19 protein-coding genes and 2 other annotated features are annotated in these 20,972 nt (G+C 54.5%); of the genes, 7 read left to right on the forward strand and 12 right to left on the reverse strand.

The genetic code is table 11. The features are described from left to right. Window positions 1–18: 18 nt before the first annotated feature. Both moaC and NSU14_RS26275 read right to left on the reverse strand, forming a co-directional pair. Window positions 19–495: a cyclic pyranopterin monophosphate synthase MoaC gene (gene moaC / locus NSU14_RS26270; protein WP_340947784.1), complete on the reverse strand. Its 477-nt coding sequence runs from the start codon at window positions 493–495 to the stop codon at window positions 19–21. Further along, entirely contained in the window at window positions 486–1,145 is a 660-nt protein-coding gene (locus NSU14_RS26275; protein ID WP_336103734.1) for a 5-formyltetrahydrofolate cyclo-ligase, read from the reverse strand. The genes moaC and NSU14_RS26275 overlap by 10 nt, the downstream gene beginning before the upstream one ends. Before the next feature lie 309 nt (window positions 1,146–1,454). Here NSU14_RS26275 and NSU14_RS26280 point away from each other — a divergent pair, with 309 nt between their 5' ends. After that, window positions 1,455–3,407, forward strand: coding sequence for an ABC-F family ATP-binding cassette domain-containing protein (locus NSU14_RS26280; RefSeq protein WP_340947786.1), 1,953 nt, complete (start codon window positions 1,455–1,457; stop codon window positions 3,405–3,407). 873 nt (window positions 3,408–4,280) lie between these two features. Here NSU14_RS26280 and NSU14_RS26285 read toward each other — a convergent pair. From NSU14_RS26285 to NSU14_RS26310, 6 genes are all read right to left on the reverse strand, one after another. Beyond that, a complete protein-coding gene (locus NSU14_RS26285) occupies window positions 4,281–5,849 on the reverse strand; it encodes a 2-isopropylmalate synthase (RefSeq protein ID WP_042134054.1) in 1,569 nt (522 codons plus the stop codon). A gap of 86 nt (window positions 5,850–5,935) precedes the next feature. Next, window positions 5,936–6,235: a binding site (T-box leader), on the reverse strand. Between the two features lie 46 nt (window positions 6,236–6,281). Continuing rightward, window positions 6,282–6,576: a binding site (T-box leader), on the reverse strand. A 54-nt stretch (window positions 6,577–6,630) separates the two neighbouring features. Further along, window positions 6,631–7,680: a tRNA (adenosine(37)-N6)-threonylcarbamoyltransferase complex transferase subunit TsaD gene (gene tsaD / locus NSU14_RS26290; protein WP_336103732.1), complete on the reverse strand. Its 1,050-nt coding sequence runs from the start codon at window positions 7,678–7,680 to the stop codon at window positions 6,631–6,633. Then, on the reverse strand, window positions 7,677–8,201 hold the full coding sequence (gene rimI, locus NSU14_RS26295) for a ribosomal protein S18-alanine N-acetyltransferase (protein ID WP_042134051.1): 525 nt from the start codon (window positions 8,199–8,201) through the stop codon (window positions 7,677–7,679). Before rimI ends, tsaD begins: the two co-directional genes overlap by 4 nt. Next, complete coding sequence (gene tsaB / locus NSU14_RS26300) at window positions 8,198–9,031, reverse strand: tRNA (adenosine(37)-N6)-threonylcarbamoyltransferase complex dimerization subunit type 1 TsaB (protein ID WP_042134049.1); 834 nt, start codon at window positions 9,029–9,031, stop codon at window positions 8,198–8,200. Before tsaB ends, rimI begins: the two co-directional genes overlap by 4 nt. Beyond that, window positions 9,028–9,519, reverse strand: coding sequence for a tRNA (adenosine(37)-N6)-threonylcarbamoyltransferase complex ATPase subunit type 1 TsaE (gene tsaE / locus NSU14_RS26305; RefSeq protein WP_081956381.1), 492 nt, complete (start codon window positions 9,517–9,519; stop codon window positions 9,028–9,030). The genes tsaB and tsaE overlap by 4 nt, the downstream gene beginning before the upstream one ends. Before the next feature lie 237 nt (window positions 9,520–9,756). Then, the gene (locus NSU14_RS26310; protein ID WP_340947787.1) at window positions 9,757–10,767 is read right to left on the reverse strand and encodes a DMT family transporter; all 1,011 of its coding nucleotides are present in this window, start codon (window positions 10,765–10,767) and stop codon (window positions 9,757–9,759) included. Window positions 10,768–11,178: 411 nt separating this feature from the next. Between NSU14_RS26310 and NSU14_RS26315 the strand changes: the two genes are divergently transcribed. Next, a complete protein-coding gene (locus tag NSU14_RS26315; protein WP_052421685.1) occupies window positions 11,179–11,493 on the forward strand; it encodes a helix-turn-helix domain-containing protein in 315 nt (104 codons plus the stop codon). 5 nt (window positions 11,494–11,498) lie between these two features. After that, window positions 11,499–12,431 carry an IS3 family transposase gene (locus NSU14_RS26320; RefSeq protein WP_336103406.1) on the forward strand — a complete coding sequence of 311 codons (933 nt, stop codon included), beginning with the start codon at window positions 11,499–11,501 and terminating at the stop codon, window positions 12,429–12,431. 709 nt (window positions 12,432–13,140) lie between these two features. On the opposite strand, the gene NSU14_RS26325 is transcribed toward NSU14_RS26320, so the two are convergent. Further along, window positions 13,141–13,326, reverse strand: coding sequence for an H-type small acid-soluble spore protein (locus NSU14_RS26325; protein ID WP_039302140.1), 186 nt, complete (start codon window positions 13,324–13,326; stop codon window positions 13,141–13,143). Window positions 13,327–13,338: 12 nt separating this feature from the next. Then, window positions 13,339–13,518 carry a hypothetical protein gene (locus tag NSU14_RS26330; RefSeq protein ID WP_076242284.1) on the reverse strand — a complete coding sequence of 60 codons (180 nt, stop codon included), beginning with the start codon at window positions 13,516–13,518 and terminating at the stop codon, window positions 13,339–13,341. 214 nt (window positions 13,519–13,732) lie between these two features. Between NSU14_RS26330 and ku the strand changes: the two genes are divergently transcribed. From ku to ligD, 3 genes are all read left to right on the forward strand, one after another. Next, a complete protein-coding gene (ku, locus tag NSU14_RS26335; RefSeq protein WP_340947788.1) occupies window positions 13,733–14,728 on the forward strand; it encodes a non-homologous end joining protein Ku in 996 nt (331 codons plus the stop codon). Beyond that, window positions 14,721–15,719, forward strand: a complete 999-nt coding sequence (locus tag NSU14_RS26340; protein WP_340947789.1) for an ATP-dependent DNA ligase — start codon at window positions 14,721–14,723, stop codon at window positions 15,717–15,719. Before ku ends, NSU14_RS26340 begins: the two co-directional genes overlap by 8 nt. A gap of 209 nt (window positions 15,720–15,928) precedes the next feature. Next, a complete protein-coding gene (ligD, locus tag NSU14_RS26345) occupies window positions 15,929–16,813 on the forward strand; it encodes a non-homologous end-joining DNA ligase (RefSeq protein WP_076242282.1) in 885 nt (294 codons plus the stop codon). 192 nt (window positions 16,814–17,005) lie between these two features. On the opposite strand, the gene NSU14_RS26350 is transcribed toward ligD, so the two are convergent. Next, complete coding sequence (locus tag NSU14_RS26350) at window positions 17,006–17,914, reverse strand: YitT family protein (protein ID WP_039302151.1); 909 nt, start codon at window positions 17,912–17,914, stop codon at window positions 17,006–17,008. A 168-nt stretch (window positions 17,915–18,082) separates the two neighbouring features. Further along, entirely contained in the window at window positions 18,083–19,513 is a 1,431-nt protein-coding gene (cls, locus tag NSU14_RS26355) for a cardiolipin synthase (RefSeq protein ID WP_340947792.1), read from the reverse strand. Window positions 19,514–19,726: 213 nt separating this feature from the next. Between cls and NSU14_RS26360 the strand changes: the two genes are divergently transcribed. After that, window positions 19,727–20,950: a M23 family metallopeptidase gene (locus tag NSU14_RS26360; RefSeq protein ID WP_076242280.1), complete on the forward strand. Its 1,224-nt coding sequence runs from the start codon at window positions 19,727–19,729 to the stop codon at window positions 20,948–20,950. Window positions 20,951–20,972 lie beyond the last annotated feature (22 nt).

The raw sequence follows: 20,972 nt of genomic DNA on the forward strand, positions 1-20,972 counted from the left end.
TAATTCTCATGCTGTTAGCTATTCTTCCTCCAGCGCGTAATCGCCATTCTTGCCGCCGCTCTTGGACACCAGCAGGGTAGGTCCGATAATCATATCCTTCTGCAGCGCCTTGCACATGTCGTATACGGTCAACGCCGCTGCTGAAACTGCAGTCAGCGCCTCCATCTCCACACCGGTTTTGCCGGTAGTCTTGACGGTTGCTTCTATATATAGTTCATCTTTGCTGTTATCCGAGAAGCTGATATCCACCCCGGTAAGCGGCAAAGGATGGCACATCGGAATCCAGGCGGAGGTCTGCTTGGCAGCCATAATTCCCGCAACCTGGGCTACGGCGAGCACATCTCCCTTGCTGATTCTGCCCGCTTTAATGGCGGTAAGCGTCTCCGGGGCCATCTGCACCCGGCTTCGCGCCGCCGCTGTCCGGCTGGTGACTTCCTTCTCGCTCACATCCACCATGCGGGCTCTGCCCTGTTCATTGAAATGAGTTAACTCCATGTCTTCCTCTCCTTCCGGCAGTCCCAAATGCCGTTCTCCGTAATCAGCACATCCATTAAGGCATCATGCTCTTCCAGCGGCACTTCAGGTACCAGCTGCAGGCTAAAAGCCAGTCCCACCCACAGGGGCCTGGCGGCAGATTCAGGAAGCTCTGCTTCCCACGCTGCCCGCAGGCGGTCATAGTAGCCCTGCCCATAGCCGAGCCGCCCGCCGCGCAAGTCGAAGGCCAGGCCGGGTACGAATACGGCATCCGGCAGGCCGGATCTCTCACTCTTGCCGGCGTAAGCGCCGTGACCTGCTATTTCGATTACGGGCTCCGGTATACCGTAAGCTCCCGGAGCAAGCTCTTCCCAGGACCGGACCGGATGGATGCTCAGGACTCCGCTCTCCCGGACGACCCTCGGAAGCAGCACTTCATGTCCTCTGGCCCAAGCTTCAGCCAGCAGTGGGCGGCAATCCAGCTCAGAGCGGAACGGGGCATAGGCCAGCAGTGAATCCCCTTGCTCCTGAGAGAACCAGGTCAAGGCATGACTGCATACCAGAGCAGACAACCGGCCTCTCTGTTCCATGGATAGTCCGTCCCGGAGAGCGGCCTTCCCGGCACGCAGCTCACGCTTCCGGAGAGCAAGCCGCATGCTGCTGTCCTGCATAGGCAGCCGCCTCCTCTTCAACATGTTCCTAGCTTATCATAGTTTGTAAGCTCAGTTTACCACTCTTCTCCCCGGTTCGCCAAGGCTATGGCATTTACATTGTTAGAAGAATGTTCTGCGCACTGTCTTTGACCGTCCCGCCGTGAAATGCCGGGAGCCCGGACAGCTGATCTGCCGCCGTCAGGGCCCTCAGGAATGATGCAGCCCCCTCGCGCGGCAAACCTTTTTCATGTAAACTATAGAATAAGATTATTACAAGCCGGGCGTAATGAGCCAAGGCGAATATGCAAGGGCGGAGGTTTCATCAGAATGCTTCTTCAAGCGACAGGAATTTCGAAATCATATGGAATACAAAGCGTGCTGGACGGCATCAGCCTGATGGTCAATGAGAAGGAAAGAGTCGGTCTGGTAGGCGTCAACGGGGCCGGCAAGTCCACCTTCCTGCAGATTCTCGCAGGTGAGATGTCGTATGACAGCGGGCAAATTCATAAATCCAAAGAAACCACAATAGGGTATCTGGCCCAGAACAGCGGCCTGCAATCCGATAAAACCATTCAGGAAGAGATGCTCGCTGTTTTTGCGCCGCTGCTTGAGGCGGAGGCGGAGCTGCGGCAGTTGGAAACGGATATCGCTGATCCGGCGCTCGCGGAAGATCCGAAGCGTTATGAGGATCTGCTCGAGCGCTACGCCAGACGTTCAGACTGGTTCAAGGATCATGGCGGCTACGAGATGAACACACGGATTCGCAGCGTCCTGCATGGTATGGGCTTCGGGGAATTTGCACCCGAGACCCCGATCGCTACGCTCAGCGGCGGTCAGAAGACACGCCTGGCACTGGCGCGCATTCTGCTGCAGGCTCCTGATCTGCTTATGCTTGATGAGCCGACCAACCATCTGGACATTGAGACGCTCACCTGGCTGGAGGATTATCTGCGCGGATATCCCGGCGGTATCCTGGTGGTCTCCCATGACCGGTATTTCCTCGACCGTCTGGTCACGACCATAGTGGAAATTGAGCGGCACCAGTCCCGCAGATATACAGGCAATTACAGCCGCTATATGGAGCTGAAGGCAGCGGAATATGAGATCCGCATGAAGCAATATGAGAAGCAGCAGGACGAGATTTCGCGGATGGAGGATTTCGTACAACGCAATATTGTGCGGGCTTCCACCACCAAGCGGGCGCAGAGCCGGCGTAAGGCACTCGACAAAATGGAGCGCATCGACCGGCCGCTGGGCGATCTGAAGAAGGCAAGCTTCTCCTTCGAGCCTGACTTCATGTCCGGCAAGGAAGTGCTGCAGGTCCGCGAGGTCGCGGTAGCTTTTAACGAAGGGGCTGCCCCGTTGTTCCGCAATGCTTCCTTTGAGCTTAGACGCGGCGAGACAGCGGCGCTGATCGGTCCGAACGGTATCGGCAAGTCCACGCTCCTGCAGTGCATGACCGGCACCCGTGAACCATCCACCGGAACGGTCAACTGGGGAACCAAGGTGAAGATCGCTTACTATGATCAGGAGCAGACGAGGCTGAATCCGCGCAACACCGTTCTGGAAGAGCTGTGGAGCGAGTACCCCATGCTGGAGGAAGCACGGATCCGCACCATTCTCGGCAATTTCCTGTTTAGCGGCGAAGATGTCCTGAAGAGGGTAGCCGCGCTCAGCGGCGGTGAGAAAGCACGTGTCGCCCTGTCCAAGCTGATGCTGCGCGGGGCCAACATGCTGATTCTCGATGAGCCTACCAACCATCTGGATCTGGTCAGCCGTGAGGTGCTGGAAGCGGCACTGATTGATTTTGAAGGCACACTGCTGTTCATTTCCCATGACCGTTATTTCCTGAACAAAATGGCTGAGCGGGTGCTCGAGCTGCATCCTGGCGGTATTGATCAATATCTCGGTAACTATGACGACTATGTCGAGAAAAAAAGTGAACTAGAAGCCATTGCCGAGGAGGAAGCGGAGCTTGCCGCCGCCAAGTCCTCCCGGAATGCGGACAGCGAGGCTGCTGCCGAGAAAGGGACCTCGCTCTCTTATGAAGCAGACAAACAGGCCAAGCGTGAGGAGCGCAACCGCCAGCGGAGGATCTCTGACCTTGAGGAGAATATCGCCAGGCTGGAGGAAGCCATCTCCGAGATTGAGCATGAAATGACCAAACCTGAGGTTTATCAGGATTACCTGGCGCTTCAGGAGCATGAAAGTGATCTGAAGGACAAGAAACAGCAGCTGGCAGATTTATTTAGCGAATGGGAGCAACTGGCTGACGAATAATGTAAAGGCAGTAAAAAAATAAAATTCAACTGTTTCCGATTTGTTCATAAATAGTTATCCACAGCGCCATCCACAGTTTTCGTGCATAACTCCTGTTGAAAAATAGCCCTCCGGGGCTTTTTTTATGCGTAAAATCGCTATTTTCCTTGTCAAGGACTTTTTATCCACCGAATTATCCACATTATCCACAGTTTTCACAAAAATGATTCAAGGTATAACCTTCTGTTTATGGCCTTCGAAAAAAAGGCGTTATTGCTGATTTTACACGGTTTTTACACAACTCGTGCGGAATATGTGGATAACGTTGTCCACAGCTTGACAAAAGCCGCAATGGATCAAAATTTGCTGATTAAGGGATAAAAGCAGGACCGTTGTTCCCATCGCCGTGCCCTCCAGATTTTTTCTTTCTGTTATCGGTGAAAATCCGGAGACTGCTGATGCTTCCGAAGTGCACTTTCCTGCGGAAAAAATTTCTGGCGGACGTTGCCGCGAGTACAATTCCCCTTACTTTTTGATGGGCCTCCACTCTGCATAATAATTTAGGTGGATAAACGTATCTTAATTTGGCTGTTTTGGAGCGTTTGAGATCATTAAGTGGATAAATGTCATTTAAATTCATGCAGTCTCCTCTAGCCTGGATATTTGCAGCCTATTAAGTGCTGATTATCCAATTGTTTCCTGGCAAGAGCTCCTCAGTTCATAAGCAAGTGGAGAAAATCCACCTGTTTCCGGCCGCCGGCACCAGCCAACCCCATCCCAGCTTCTTGCACCGCTTCTTCGGAGTTATCCGCTAAAAAAACGCGCCCCGCCGTGTCTGAGTGACATCGGCAAGACGCGTCCATGAAGTGTCTAATGCTGCATGCAGGGTAATGCTTAGCTGTTCACCGCAGTTTCCGTTTCCGGAGAATCCGCAGCCGATTCTGACAGCAGTGCTGCATTGCAGGCGGCAATGTAAGCAATTCCCGCTGCCATTACGATATCGTGATGGATGGCCGTCCCCCGGAACTTGGTGTCCTTCCATTCCACCATCACAGCAGCCTCGGCCTGGGCATCCCCGCCGCTGCCCAGGGAGTGCAGCTCCAGACCGTCGAAGCGGATATCCTCAGCGATCCCTTGCCCGATGGCGGCAATGATCGCTTCCAGCGGACCGTCTCCGGTGCTGGTGTGCGTGGTTTCTGCGCCGCTCTGCAGATGGCGCACCGATACGGCGGCTACGCGGCGCGGCGCGCTGCCTGCCAGTACCTGCACCTCGCCGAGCGCATAGACCTGCGCCTGCTGCCCGGTGGTGCTGCTGACCATCCGCAGCAGCTCATCATCGCTGACGGCCTTCTGACGGTCAGCGGTTTCCTTGAAGGATTCATAGAGCGCGTCCAGCTCCGCTGAATCCAGGGCAATCCCGTACTTCGCTGCGCGGTCCTTCAGGGCATGCCTGCCGGAATGCTTGCCGAGGATGATCATGCTGCGCGGGATGCCCAGCCGTTCCGGGTCCATGATCTCATAGGTGCTGCGGTCCTTGAGCAAGCCGTCCTGGTGGATGCCGGATTCATGCTGGAAGGCATTCCGGCCGACGACCGGCTTGTTGAAGGCGATCGGGAAATGCATCGCCCCGCTGATCATACGCGAGGTATCGTACAGCTTTTCAAGCCGGATGCCCGTCTCAGCACCGATAGAATCCCCCCGTGTTTCCAGCGCCATAACCAGTTCCTCCAGCGCACAATTGCCGGTCCGCTCGCCCACTCCGTTGACAGTGACCTCAATTTGTGTGGCACCGCCGGCAATCGCCGCCAGGCTGTTCGCCACGGCCAGCCCCAGATCGTTATGACAATGGGCGCTATAGATGACCTTGTCGCCGCCCCTCGCACCGAGCCGCACGCGCCGGAACATTTCCCCGTATTCCTGCGGCAACGCATATCCTACCGTGTCGGGCAGATTAATAATGGTTGCACCTTCTTCAATCACCGCCTCGACCATCTCGATCAGATCATCGATTCCCGTCCGTGCAGCATCCATGGCGGTGAATTCCACCACATCGCTGAACTGGCGGGCATAGGCTGTCATTTCGCGTGCGGCGGCAACTACCTCAGGTCTGCTCTTGCGCAGCTGATGGCGCAGGTGAATGTCAGAGGAGGAGATGAACAGATGAATCCGCCGCCGCTCCGCATCCCGCGTTGCCCGCACAGCAGCATCGATATCCCCTTTGACCGCGCGGGCGAAGCCGCAGATCTCTACGCCCTGAATCTTGCGGGAGATGGTCTCCACCGCTGCAAAGTCACCCGGACTGGATACAGGGAAGCCCGGTTCCATGACATCCACGCCCAGCTCGGCCAGCTTGCCGGCCAGAATGATCTTCTGCTCCGGGGTAAGGCTAGCCCCCGGGGCCTGCTCTCCGTCACGCAGCGTCGTGTCAAAAATCTGAATTCGTTTCTTTACGGGAATAATCATTGTTCATCCTCCTCAAATTGGTTTCATTCGGCCTGCTTTGTCTTCCAGATCCACTCCAAATAACACAAAAAACCGCCGTCTCTAATTAAAGAGACGGCGGGTCACCCCTCCGCGGTACCACTCTTTTTGACGCATAGGCTCCTGAACCTCATTCCATTCAGGCAGCCCAAGCTGCGTCCAGCTCCGCTTCATATCTCCCTGCTCCCGTAAGGGTAGCCTGGGGGATACGAACAGTCCGGTAACGGGGACATCCGTAACGGCGTACCTGAAGCTCTTTCCGCCGTTCCGCTCACGGGCGAGATTCGCCGGCCTCCGGTGACTGCGTCGCACCACCCGCAGCTCTCTGTTCACCTTGGCCGTCTACTGCTCCCGTTCATTGCGTGTAATTCTATGAATGCCTATACCAGCGCACAAAAAAACCTGCCGTCTCATTCAAGAGACGACAGGTTGTTCACCCTCGCGGTACCACTCTTGTTGATACCCGGATCAGCAACTCTTCTGCTGCGCCTGCGGTATCCACTCAACAACCCTCTTACGGAGGTCAACCGTAACGGTGTACAAAAGGGCCCGGTCTACATTCTGCACCGGCCAGCACTCCCTGTTCAAGGAGTTCCCTGCTTCCACCGCTCCGCTCCCGGACGAGTTCAGGTCTCCTTCGACTGCGTCGCACCCTCCCGCAGCTCTCTTATCCTGGAGTTTCCTTACTGCTTCCAATCATCGCGTTTGTTCAAATATAAGATTCATGAATTGAACTGATTATACCCGGCTTCTCCAAAAGAAGTCAATAGGCAGATACAGACCATTTCTCCAGCGAGAAGCCGGGATCGGCGACCATATCCAGCGGAATCCCGCCTTCATGCTTCCATTTCACATAAGCTGCGGCCCCGATCATCGCTGCGTTATCCGTGCAATACACCGGCGGCGGGATGATCAGCTCGATCCCTTCTGCGGCGCATCTCAAGGTCAGCGCTTCACGGAGGCCCTTGTTCGCAGCCACCCCACCGCAGAGCAAAAGCTGCCCAGCGCTGAACTCACGTACGGCACGCACAGCCTTCTCAACCAGTACCTCAACAACCGATTCCTGGAAGCCGCGGGCAATTCCGGCCACATCCGGCTCCAGCCCCTTCATCTTGCTCTGGTTCACCGCGTTGAGCACCGCAGACTTCAGGCCGCTTAAGCTGAAGTCATACGAACCCGGCTCCAGCCATACACGCGGCAGCGGGAAAGCTTCTTCTGCTTCCCGCGCCAGGCGGTCCACATGGGGACCGCCCGGATAAGGAAAGCCCAGCGCCCGGGCCACTTTGTCGTAAGCTTCGCCGACAGCATCGTCCCGGGTGCGCCCGATGATCTTGAACTCGCCTTCCCGTTCCATCAGGACCAGCTCCGTATGACCACCGGATACCACCAGCGTCATATTGGGATACTGCAGTTCCTTGACCAGCCGGTTGGCATAGATATGGCCGGCAATATGATGGGTGCCGATGAGCGGCTTGCCCCAGGCCAGCGCCAGGCTTTTGGCCGCCACGACACCGACCAGCAGCGCCCCGACAAGCCCCGGACCCTGGGTGACCGCGACTGCCGTCAGGTCCTGCGGCGAGATTGCCGCCTCGTTCAAGGCTTCCTCAATAACCAGCGTGATCACCTCTACATGCTTGCGGGAGGCCACTTCAGGCACCACGCCGCCGAATGCCCGGTGGATCTCAATCTGGCTGGAGATAATATTGGATAACACTTCACAGCCGTCTTTGACTACAGCTACTGAAGTTTCGTCACAGCTCGTTTCAATTGCAAGTATATATACAGGCTTAAGTGCGCCCGTTCCGGTCTTCATTTCAAGTCCACGCTTCCTTCCGTCAACCCTTGCTCCCCGTACTCCGGCAGATCCGCCCACATAATGAGCGCATCCTCGCGGTTGTCCGAATAATAACCCTTGCGGGTACCGGCAGGACGGAAGCCTTTTTTGCGGTATAAATTCTGGGCCACCTCGTTCGAGACCCGCACTTCAAGTGTTATGGATTTCATCCCGAGATACGCCGCCGTCTTCATCAGCTCGTCCAGCAGCCGGTCTCCCCATTTACGTCCCCTATAGGCCTCCAGCAGCGCAATATTCGTTACATGCGCCTCATCGACAATCGCCCACATCCCGGCGTAGCCGATGATATGCCCGGCCAGCTCCATTACCATATATTTGGCAAAATGATTATGGCTCAGCTCGTTGCGGAACGCTTCCTCCGTCCATGGCATCGTGAAGGCTTCGCGTTCAATCACAAGAATCTCAGGTATATCCTCAAGCCGCATCAGGCGGAAAACAAGCTCAGTCCCCTGATCTTTTCCTGGTTCCGATACCGTCATCCTTTATTCAGGCTCCCTTCACTGCTTCGGCGGAGATTAGCCTCCGCTTCGGTAAGCTGCGTATAATTGGGAATCAATACGTGAATATCTGCGCTTTCCTCATAGATGCCCGCTTCGGCCAAGAATCCGGTCCAGCGGCCTTCGAGTTCGTAAGACAGTGCCTGAACAATGCCAGCCCCGGCTAGCGGGGCCAGCGATTCTGCACTTCCATGCAGTGCCGTGTCCCCGGTGAACCATAGGGTGCCCGGCATCACGCCTTCTGCTGCAGCGTCCTTCAGCCGTTCTCCTAGCTCCCGCACCCAGTCTGCCATCAGACGGATGGCATCAGGCGCCAGCCGCTGCGGAGGGTTGCTCCCGTCCGCTGCAAAAAGCGCAGTGTAGGCTTGTCCACGGCGCGCGTCGATCAGCGGGATGATCCAGTCCGGACCCGTTGTCCCGTTCGCGGTCGTCACATCAGCCTGTCCGGCTTCCTGCTGGAGAGCCGCGGCATGATAACCGCCCCACGCCAGCGCATGCAGGCTGGACACCCCGGTGACCGGAACGTTCCAGGCCCAGGCCAGCGTTTTGGCTGCAGTTACAGCAATCCTTGTCCCGGTATACGATCCCGGACCGACACCGACTGCAATGCCGCCGATCATGTCTGCCGCCGTAGCCGAGGCCTGCAGCGCCTGTTCAATGATCGGCAGCAGATGTACCGAGTGATTCCGTTCCCCGGAAGCATTAATCTCATGCAACAGCTCCCTGTTCCCGGTAACTGCCACCCCCAGCACAGCCGTTGATGTATCCAGCGCCAAAAACCGCTTGCGCGGCTCATTATTAAGATTCGTCATGTTTCTTTACCCCACTTCTGGATCAGCGCCCGGCATACTCCGCCGTATGGCTCCCCGATTCCGGTTACCGTAATCTCCCGCTTCTCCGGGCCGGCTGACTTCAGCTCTATATGCAAATGCCGCGGCGGCATCAGGTCCGTAATGATACTGCTCCACTCCACCAGGCTTACTCCCTGGCCGTAGAAATACTCTTCCAGCCCCAGCTCATCCGCTTCCTGGAGGGAAATCCGGTATACATCCATATGATACAGCGGCAGACGGCCCTCATACTCTTTGATAATTGTAAAAGTAGGGCTGTTCACAATCCCCTCCACACCTAAGTGGCGGGCGTAGCACTGCGAGAACGCGGTTTTGCCCGCGCCCAGATCCCCGTCCAGGCCGATCACCATCCCCGGCTCCGACACGGCTGCGATGGCGGCTGCAAGCGCCTCAGTGTCCTGAAGGCTGGAGGAACGGTAAGTAAACACCGTTTCAATATTATTGTCCAAAACTGCAACTACCACCTTTTAGAAAATATAAGAAAGGATATGTTTTACGCTATACTTTATCCTTCTATTTCTCGCTGAAACGGGTACCGTCCTTCAGGGACGGCGTAGCCGTTTCTACTTGATATCCCTTAACGGTTAACAATACTTTTAATTATATCGGTATGATACTTGCACCGCAACAGGCCGCTGTTATCTGTATATGGAGCCAGTGTACAGAGCTAGCTGCACGGATTCTCATTATGTAACCTTCCTTCCGGCTGCAGGAACTTCAGCTCCTCCGCGCCGCTTCTCTCTGCCGGATGCCGCTTCTCCCGGATACCGGGAGAACAGACTGTGCAGCGCCATGCCGGCAATAATGACCGCAATCCCAACCGATGACAGGAGGGATGGCAGCGGGGAAGCCAGAATCAGCATCTCACCCAGCAGGGCAAACAGCACCTCCAGGGACTGGGTCGCCTCAACTGCCGCCAGGCCGCTCATGCTGCCCCGGACCATATCCGTAGCCCGGAAGAAGAGTACGGTAGCCACTATCCCCGAAGATAGGGCAACGATCACGGACTGGCCCGCTTGCGAGGACGACGGCAGGCCCGCGTCTGCCAGGCCATATAATGCGACTGCCAGCCAGAAGGGCAGGCTGGCCAGCGTCATGCCGAGAATCCGCTGGAACACATCCAGCCGGTCTCCGCAGAGCTCCATCGTCTTGCGGTTGCCGAGCGGATAGGCGAATGAAGCAATAAGTACCGGAATAATGCCCAGCAGCAGCTGGGATGGAGTCAGCTGGCGCGCATGTTCCACTTGCAGCAGCGCTACTCCGGCCAGAATGATCAGGGACAGGAGCAGCCCGCGGAGCGGGATTTTACCTCTTATGTATACAGAACCGGAAGGACCGTTTACCCATTGTCCGAAGAATGGGGCGAGCAGCGAACCCGAGATAATCGTGATCTGCCAGGTCCCCGCTGTCAGCCAGCCGGGTGCATACGCAGCCGCGAAGCATATAGGCGCATAAAACAGGCCGAAGCCGACCGTCCCCCATAACAGCCAGGCCCCCGGACGTTCTCTCATCGCAGCCAGCAGCGGCCTCAGCCGCCCTCTTCCGGCCACAAGGGCCAGCAGAAACGGCAGGGTAAAGAAATAACGCAGCGAGGCGCTCCAGGCCCAGCTTCCTCCCGCAAGCTCCATCCTACGGTTAAGCACAAAGGTTACCGCAAAAAACAGCGCCGAACAGATTCCAAGCAAAATGGGACGCACGCCTATCATCTCTTTTCGTCAAAATTCTTCCCCCAAATATAGGGGGTTATGGCGTTCGCCGTCAACCTTTGTGTCAGCTCTAATATGATCTTTTTGCCGGATGACGCTCTGGCCAATTTCTGACGGATTTAAAGAGACATCCCCCTTTATGTTCACCAACCAGCCCCCTCCAGCACATTGTATTCGGTTTTTCACATACATTTGGCTCGGTTACCCTCGCAGTCGCACATTGTATTCGGTTTTTCACATACATTTGGCTCGGTTACCTTCTCAGTGACACATTGTACTCGGTTTTTCGCATACATTTGGCTTTCTTACCTTCACAGTGACACATTGCTCCACAGCCCCCTAATGAAGTTGGAGTCCTCCCCCATAAAAATGTAGACTGAATACAGGAGGAGGATGAACACAATGGGACACTTAACGGGAACAAGAGAGAAGGCAGCGCAAGAGGTGTTGTCTGGCATTAAGGCAGCGGTGGTTGCCCGAAAATATGGGGTGACCCCAGCGACGGTGAATCAGTGGGTGAGAGATTACCGAGGGGCCCATGGGGAACAAGATCATCCGTATCCCCAGGAGCAGGTGGAGGAACTGAAGCGCCTCCTGGAAGTGGAGCAGAAATACGAGAAGGCCGTCAAGATACTCGGCGAAAAGGAGTTAGAGATTGAGATTCTGCGTGAACTGCTAAAAAAGCCAACCCCTGCTTATCCGAAAAAATCGAGGTAGCCGACATGTTCATTAAGCAGGGGAATACCGCAGCTTTGGTACTGCGTCTCATGGGGCTAGCAGAGTCCACGTACTACGACCGTAAGAAACGCAGGTCACTGTCCCCAAAGGCCGTTCAAGGGGGGCGTGGAAGACCCCAGCCAGGCTACTCCTTTAACGAGTCTGGGGAAAAGATTAGTGACGAGGAGATCCAGGAATGGCTGCTGGAATTAATCGCTGGAGAAGAGCACGTGTACGGGTACAAACTCCTGGCCAAGTGCTTGTGGAACCAGCACCGGTTGAAGCTCAATCACAAGAAAAGCTACCGGCTGTGTCAGGAGCTGGATATCCTGCAGCCCCAGCGTCAGAAGCGCTTTAAGCATCCCCGGAAGCTGCCGGAGAACCGAGTCATTACAGGAGCGAGCCAGCTCTGGCAGATGGACATTAAATACGGGTATGTGGAGGGACGTGACCGGCATTTCTTTGTCCTGAGCATTATCGATGTGTTTACCCGTGTCATCGTCGGCTACCACCGGGGATCGTCGTGTGAGGCCAAGCACGCCTGCCAGACGCTGGCGCGCGCCATGGAGCATCACTGCGCCCCTGACAGCGCTCGCCCTGTGATCCGCACCGACAACGGCCCACAGTTCGTCAGCCACCTGTTTGGCGACATGTGTGAAAGCTGGGAAATGACCCATGAACGTATTCCGCCTCGAACGCCGGATTTAAATGCTTTTATTGAATCATTCCACAGTAATATCGATCGGGATTTGTTCCGCAAAGAGGCATTCGAAACGTTCGAAGAGGCCTATGAAGCGGTGGACCGGTACATGGACTTTTACAACAATCGCAGAATGCATACGAGCCTTCGTAACCTGCCGCCAGCTACCTTTGCAGAGTGGGTGCTGACCCTAGAAGACCGCTCCCGCTTCTTCTGGCCGAGAGAAAAAGCGAAATAAAGAGCATATCTACAACAAGTACTGATTTTATACGGAGGACTCCGGGATAAGGGGGTCGCACCGATTGTATTCGGTTTTTCGCATACATTTGGCTCTCTTACCCTCGCAGTCGCACATTGTATTCGGTTTTTCGCATACATTTGGCTCGGTTACCCTCGCAGTCGCACATTGTACTCGGTTTTTCGCATACATTTGGCTTTCTTACCTTCACAGTGACACATTGTATTCGGTTTTTCACATACATTGGCTCGGTTACCTTCGCATTAGCACATTGTATTCGGTTTTTCACATACATTTGGTTCGTTTACCTTTACAGTCGCAAATTGTATTCGGTTTTTCGCATACATTTGGCTCTCTTACCCTTTCAGTCGCATATTGTACTCGGTTTTTTGCATACATTTGGCTCGGTTACCCTCACAGTGACACATTGTACTCGGTTTTTCGCATACATTTGGCTTTCTTACCTTCACAGTGACACATTGCTCCGATTGTATTCGGTTTTTCGCATACATTTGGCTCTCTTACCCTCGCAGTCGCAAATTGTACTCGGTTTTTCGCATACATTTGGCTCGGTTTGCTGTAGCAACTTGCTCATCACTTAATTTCTAAACTACAAAAAACCGGCTGATCGGATACCTCCTCAACCGGTGTTCCTATCCGTCCTTTTCTCTACCTCATCCGGCCTCTGCCTAAGGAGGCATAAGCCTATCTAGCTTCCCTGCTCCTCCAGCCGGTCTACACCAACGGTTCGTGTATTATCCGGCCGGGAGCCTACTTGTACAGTGGCCATGCCGTTATCAGCATCCACATGCTCAATCCATACCGGTTCACCATCGAGATGGACAGCAATCCTATCCTTGGAGGCGTAAATATCCCCCGCACGTTTCACATCCATTTTGTCGCCTCCCTATTCATCCTCATCTTCTGCAGAAAGATCACCTATGGTCGCATCAGCATCAAGCAGTCCGGCTTCGCCGTACAGCTCCTCTTCCCCGGGCTCCGCAATAATGCTCTCCCAATCGACAGCCTCCACCGGGATATCCTGCTCGGACAGGACGTCGCTCCAGTTGTTCCGCTCTTTTTCCATAACGGCCTCCCTTGGCATGACTATCCAGCAATGACCAGCAATGAATGTCTCATTCACTGTGCAATGCGTATGCTGAACGGCTTTATTTTTTCCCATGAATCGCAAATAATGCATCCGGCTAGAAAAAGCCCCATCGCGTCATACTAAGCCATATTAATCGTGAACTCATGATACAGCAATTATAAACAGCACTTATACTCAGGAGGCGATTCTCATGCATACCGTTTGGAAAGGAGCCATCAGTTTCGGGCTTGTGCATGTTCCGGTCAAAATGTTCTCCGCTACGGAAGACAAGGATATTTCGCTGCGTTACATCCATAAAGAATGCGGCAGCCCGCTATCCTATGTGCGTAAATGCCCCGTGTGCGAGAAGGAAGTGGCCTGGGAAGAGATCGGCAAGGGTTACGAATATGAGAAGGGCAAGTTTGTCTTGTTCGATAAGGAAGAGCTGGATCAGTTAACCGAGGAGAGCAGCAAGAGCATTACGATTCTTGATTTTGTGGATTTGACGGAGATCGACCCGATTTATTTCCAAAAAACCTATTACCTGTCTCCCGATCAGGCCGGTACCAACGCCTACCGTCTGCTCATGGAGGCGATGCGCCAGACCGGAAAAATCGGGATCGCCAAAATCTCCATCCGCTCCAAAAGCAGTCTGGCTGCGATCCGCGTCCTCGCCGACTGCCTGGCGATTGAAACCATTTATTACCCGGACGAGGTCCGTCCGGTATCGCAGGTCCCCGGTCTGCCGGAGCCGGGGATCGTGAACGACAAAGAGCTGGATATGGCCAAGCTGCTGATCTCCCAGCTGTCCACACCGTTTGAACCCGCTAAATACACGGACGATTACCGCCAGCGGATGCTTGACCTGATTACGCACAAGATCGCCGGTGAGGAATTCCATATTGCTCCGGCACGCCAGGAGAATAATGTCATCGATCTGATGGCTGCCCTGCAGGCCAGTATCGAAGCTGTACAACACATTCCGTCCGATCCCGGGCCTTCACTGTCCGGCACAGGAACAGGCGCAGGCAAGAAGCCGCGGGCGGCTGCTGCGGCCGGCAAGAAAAAACCGGCACAGGCCAAAGCCTCCGGAGCCCCTGCCCCTGAACCGGGAGTGCCGGCAGTTAACGAGGCAACAGGCCCGATTCCGGTCATCGCTCCGAAGCCGAAACGCCGGGCGGCCAAGAGCAAGGTAACCGGTGCCTAGGAGCAGGTCATCCGCACCTCCCGTTATTGGCGGTCCGCTTACGCTGCAGCCGGTTATTCCATTCGAGCCCGTGCTGGCCTCCAGGCTCCCGGAGGGCGAGGAGTGGATCGCCCAGATCAAATGGGATGGCGTGCGGATGCTCTCCTATTACGATGGAAGCCATGCCGAGCTGATCAACCGGCGGGGCAACCGGCGCACACTGCAGTATCCTGAGCTTGCCAGACCGGAGTCGTATTGCCGGGCCGGTTCCGTCATTCTCGATGGTGAGATTATTGCGCTCAGCGGCGGCAAGCCCTCCTTCCATGAGGTGATGCGGAGGGACAGCCTGAAGAATGAAGCAGCGATCCGGGCTGTAAGCCCGCAGGTGCCGGTGCTCTACATGGTCTTTGATATCCTTTACTGCAATGGCATTTGGCTGCTGGACCAGCCGTTGTCCCGGCGGCAGCAGATGTTAAGTGAAATGCTGCTGCCGCATCCCCATGTGCAGAATGTGCCAAGCTACCATCAGCCCGCACAGCTGTACGCTGCCGCTCTGAAGGGCGGGCTGGAGGGGATTGTATGCAAAGAGCTCACCAGCACCTATGCCCCGGGAGGCAAGGACAAGCGCTGGCAGAAATGCAAAATCATCTCCGATGTCACTGCTGTAGCCGGCGGCGTCACCTTCCGTGACGGTCTGGTTAACGCCCTGCTCTTCGGACTGTATGATGATGCAGGCAAGCTGCACTATATCGGCCATGCAGGAGCGGGCAAAATGACCGTACAGGACTGGCGGAATTTGACCGCACAGATCAGCGGCATGATCACAGAGCAGATGCCTTTTGCAGAGCTGCCCCAGCGCAGTAAAGGCTCGGTCTGGATTAAGCCTGAGCTGGTGTTCAAGCTGCACTATCTGGAATGGAATACTTCCGGAACCTTCCGCCAGCCGGTTATACAATCCCAGGTAGAGCTCCCTCCGCTATCCTGCCGCATGGACCAGAGAACACAGACGTAGTAACGGGATCACCGGGCCTGAGCCTTACCTGAGCTGCCTAAGTCTTGCCTGAGCCTTACCCGAGCCTTACCTAAGTCTTGCCTGAGCCCTGTCTGAGCCTTGACTATGTCTAGTCTAAGCCTTGCACGAGCCTTGCATTGCCTGAGCCTTGCCTAAAGTCTCACCTGACTACGCCTCAAGCTCGTATAACTATACAAGGAGGATGCCGCATGCCGAAGACGATCAGAGGCTCCATTACCGCAGGGGGACATGAGATCAGCATTACGAACCCGGATAAGCTGCTATGGCCTGAATGCGGCATCACCAAGCAGGTGTATCTGCAGAAGCTGGCTGCGCTCTCCCCTTATCTGCTGCGCTATTGCCAAGGCCGCCTGCTTACGGTAATCCGCTACCCCCACGGTGTACCGGGGATGTCCTTTTATCAGAAGAATGCCCCGGAGCCGCTGCCGGAATTCGTGCATACAGCAACTCATGAGAATATTACCTATATTGTGCTGCAGGGGCTCCCGGAGCTGCTCTGGCTCGGCAATCTGGCCGCGCTCGAATTCCATCCCTCGCTGCATTATGCGGGCAGTGAGCTCCCCTGCGAATGGATGATTGATCTGGACCCCTCGCTTGAGGTCGAGCCGCGTATTATGGAGGCAGCCGCTACGGTGGGCGAGGTACTGAAGTCCCTGGGACTGGCCTCTGTACCCAAGACCTCCGGTGCCACCGGTGTGCAGATCATTGTTCCGGTGGAGCCGGGAGTCACCTTCGACGGCCTGCGCCGGGTAGGCCATTTCGTCGGCCGCTATGTTACGGAGAAGCGTCCCGATCTGTTCACTTTGGAGCGCCTGAAGAAAAACCGCGGGGACAAAATCTATTTCGATTACCTCCAGCATTACGGCGGGAAAACTCTTGCTGCCCCATACACCCCGCGGGCCCGTCCGCTGGCAACCGTCTCAACGCCCCTCCTGTGGGAGGAAGTGCAGCGTAACGTCAAGCCTACCGATTACCATCTGCTGAACATTGAGGAGCGTCTGGCCCGGATGGGCGATCTTATCGCCCAGGTCCCTCCACAGCCGGTGGGTGATATTATTGCCAAGCTGCCCTGAGAATGGCCCTGAAGACAGCAATAAGCCCGCAGTTACCTATACTCTAGGCTGCGGGCTTATTTGGCGTCCAGCATATGGACGGAAGGTATTATATATGAGAATACGGCGCAGCAAGCACAGGCCGCCGCATTGATTACTCTGACGTTCGTAAATATACCTTCCTTCGGAAGCGCTCCGGTTATACCGTACTCGCTAATGGATTGCTTTTTTCTTAAAGCGGCCGCCTTTGACATCATGGATATTACCGATCGCGATGAATGCGTCGGAATCCCAATCTTCTACAATGGACTTAAGCTTGGCTTCTTCCAAACGGGTAATGACTACAAAGATAACTTTCTTGTTATCGCCGGAGAATCCGCCTTCACCATCCAGATACGTCACTCCGCGTCCCAGACGCTCCGTCAATGCTTCACCGATATCACGGAATTTATCACTGATAATCCATACCGATTTCGACTGATCCAGACCTTCAAGTGTAATATCTATTAATTTAAAAGCAATGTAATAGGCAATCAGCGAGAACATCGCATTATTCCAGCCGAAGACAAAACCCGCGCCGGAAAGAATAAACAGGTTGAAGAACATTACAACTTCCCCTACGGAGAACGGAAGCCTCTTGGACACAAGGATGGCCACAATCTCAGTACCATCAAGCGATCCTCCATAACGTACCACGAGTCCGACCCCGACCCCGAGGATAACCCCACCGAATACTGCGGCAAGCAGCGGTTCAACCGTAATCGGATTCACAGGATGGAGCAATTGCGTCCCAATGGACATTACAACTACAGCAAATAAAGTAGATAAGGCAAAGGTCTTACCAATCTGCTTATAACCGATCACCAGAAACGGCAGGTTAAGCAGTGTCAATAAAATACCCAGAGGTATATTGAAAATATGGGACAACATAATGGAAATACCGGTTATTCCGCCGTCAATCAACTCATTGGGAACAAGAAAAATCTCAAGCGCAACAGACATCATGGCCGCTCCGATGACAATCATCACAATCCGCTGGGCCAGCTTCGCTGTCTTGAAGGCTCCTGATTTCTGAGGCTTCTTCTGTTCCTCACTCGTAAAGATTTGTTGGCTTACAGTCATAGAACTCCCCCTATAAATAGTATATCTAAGAAGTATACGAAAGCAGACTTCACAGCTGCGCTTTCTCCCCTTTGCTTCTTATATTCCTATTATATCATAAAGGAAGCTCAAATAACGCATGGAACATGATATAACCTTCGATAAACGATGCTTACTTCACCTTTTATGTCATAAAAGCGGCGATAAGAGCTGACAGAGCCCCTCAATCAGTTTGACATTATGCGCTCTCTCCCTAAACTTTTTGGGATCGATGAATTCGCTGTGCTTCAGGTCCTGGCTGAAGTCCTCTGCCAGTTCCGCAATAATCGCCGGACGGAGCAGAACAGCCGTCAGTTCAAAGTTGGAATAGAAGCTGCGCATGTCCAGATTCGCACTGCCTACCGTTGCCAGCACGTCATCAATAATCATCACTTTGGCGTGCATGAAGCCTCTTGTATAGCGGTAGAACTTCACTCCGGCATCCTGCAGATTCTCAAGGTAAGACAGGGTTGCCTTATACACCAGCTTGTTGTCCGGCTTCGCCGGGATAATGATCCTCACATCCACTCCGCTTAGCACCGCATTCTTGAGCGCCCGGCAAATGGCCGGGTCCGGAATGAAATACGGGGAGGTCATCCAGATGCGCTCCTTCGCCGCACAGAGTGAAGCGAAAAACATTTCCTGTGTGGCATCCACCGCCCCATCGGGCCCGCTGGCTACAATCTGCACAGCATCCGGCCCGCTGCAGGCATGAACAGGAAAAAACCGCGGATGGCTCATAGTGTCACCGGCTGCCAGTCTCCAGTCTTTGAGAAACACATATTGCAGATGATACACTGCATCCCCTTCAACACGAAGATGCGTATCTCGCCAATAGCCCATCTTGGGGTCTTTTCCCAGATAATCATCACCTACATTCATTCCCCCGGTGAAGCCCGTCAGCCCGTCAACCACGAGTATCTTGCGGTGATTGCGGTAATTGAAGCGGCGGTCCAGCAGCGAAGTAAGCGGCGGCAGAAAAAAGTGAACCTGCACTCCTGCGTTCTTGAGCGTATTCACGAATCTCCGGCTCAGCTGATGACTCCCAAGCCCATCACATAGCAGACGCACCCTAACCCCCTGACGCGCCTTGCGGATCATAATCTCCTGAAACTGCCTGCCAATATCATCATCCCGGAAAATATAAAACTCCATGTGGATATGCTCTTGCGCATTCTCCATCACATCCAGCATCGCCTTATAGGCGTCCCCGGCATTATTGAGCACCTGACATTGATTATGGCTTGTAATGTGGCTTTCTGACAGGCCTGAGAGCAAATGCAGCAGTTCTTTACGGTTCTCAAACCCCGGATTTCCGGTTTCTGCCGTGCTTTTGACGATATGGATTTTGCCGGCAACATGGGCGCGGATCTCCCGCAGCAGGGACACACACCGTTTGCCAAGCTTCCGGCTCTGCCAATAATCCCGCCCGAGGAAATAATAGAACAGCAGCCCCAGCGGCGGACAGCAGAAGGTAATGCATATCCAGGCCAGTGCCCTCTGCGGACGGCGGAACTCCGATATAACGATAATGGCAATCTGTATGATAAAAAGACTTAAGATAACTGCGAATATCCTCATCCCGGACCTCCTAAAAGTTATGTTATTGAAGATGATCTACTACAGGTCTTGCCGTAACTCTCCTTCTTTATTCAAGCAAACCGTTGTCATGTTCGCCAGAGGAATGGAATACATAGAGTAGTAGGACGAATCGGATGAGCCCCGCTCTATAGCAATGTTGGATTCACTCAGTTCATACCACGCGGCTGCTAAAGGCCGCAGGAAGGAGATGTTATGAAGAGTCAGCCCGATCATAAAAAGATTACGCTGCTCGTCGTCCGTGAGGCCGGACGGCCTGTCAGACAGCTGCAGCTGTCCAAGCCGCTTGCCTTCGCCCTGCCTGCTGCGGCTGCCCTGTCTCTCTCCAGTCTGGTCACCTCCATGCATATTCATGCCTCCCGGTCCATTTCCGAGCTGGAAGCCGAAGCTGCGGCACTATCGCTGACGAATATCCGGATGGAGCTCAAGGTCGCCGACAAGGACCAGGCGCTGCTGCAGCTCCGCAGCCAGGTGACCGAGCTTTCGGAGGAAGCCCAGAGCATTAAAGACAAGCTGAAGAGTGTCTCTGAACTGGAGCAGCAGCTGCAGTCGCTGATTGAGAAAGAGACGACCTCTTCTTCCGGTACAGACAATGAACCCACTGCCTCTGCAGCTTCTGCCGCAAGCAGCCAGCCGTTCATTGCCGCATCAGCCAAAGTTGCTGCAAGCGGAACTAAGGGAGACGTCAAGGGAACCATAAGCCGTTCAAGTACGGCTCCGTTCCTTGCAGAGCATCCATCAGACACCTCTTCCGGCACTTTGTCTGCAGTTGATTTCCGTTTCGGGGTAGTTACCGCTGCATTAGGAAGTACAGTGCCCCCCCAGGTCGGCGGGGAGTACATCGCTGTATATGCCAATGACCCGCTGGAGCTGGTTCAGGAAACAAGAGACGACTACGAAGAAATAAAAACGATGCTGGAGGAAATGGTCAGCCGTATCTCCACTACAATTACAGAGGCCGAAAAAGCCAACACCCTGGAGGCTAACCTGCAGGCCAAGAAGGCAAGTGAAGAAAAAGCGAGACTGGCCCCGGCTGTCCTCTGGCCCACAGGCTCGAAGGTGATCACCTCCAGCTTCGGTTATCGTTCCGATCCCTTCAAGGGGGTCTCTGCCTACCACTCCGGAATCGATATTGCCGGCCGCATCGGTGACCCTGTATACGCAGCGATGGAAGGTGTGGTCACTTCTGCCGACCAGCTGGGCGCCAGAGGCAAATATATCATTATCAAGCATGCGAACGGGCTGGAAACCTGGTATATGCATTTGAACGGCATGGTGGTCTCGCCCGGTGACAAGGTCAGCAAAGGGGAGCAAATTGGTATGCTCGGCAATACCGGACGCAGCACAGGTCCCCATCTCCATTTCCAGGTTGTGAAGCAGAATAAGCCGGTGAATCCGCTGAATTATGTTAAACCTTAAGAATACAAGGAGGAATGCAGGC

The sequence above is a fragment of the Paenibacillus sp. FSL R10-2771 genome, from assembly GCF_038000205.1.
GTDB lineage: Bacteria > Bacillota > Bacilli > Paenibacillales > Paenibacillaceae > Paenibacillus_AQ > Paenibacillus_AQ phytohabitans.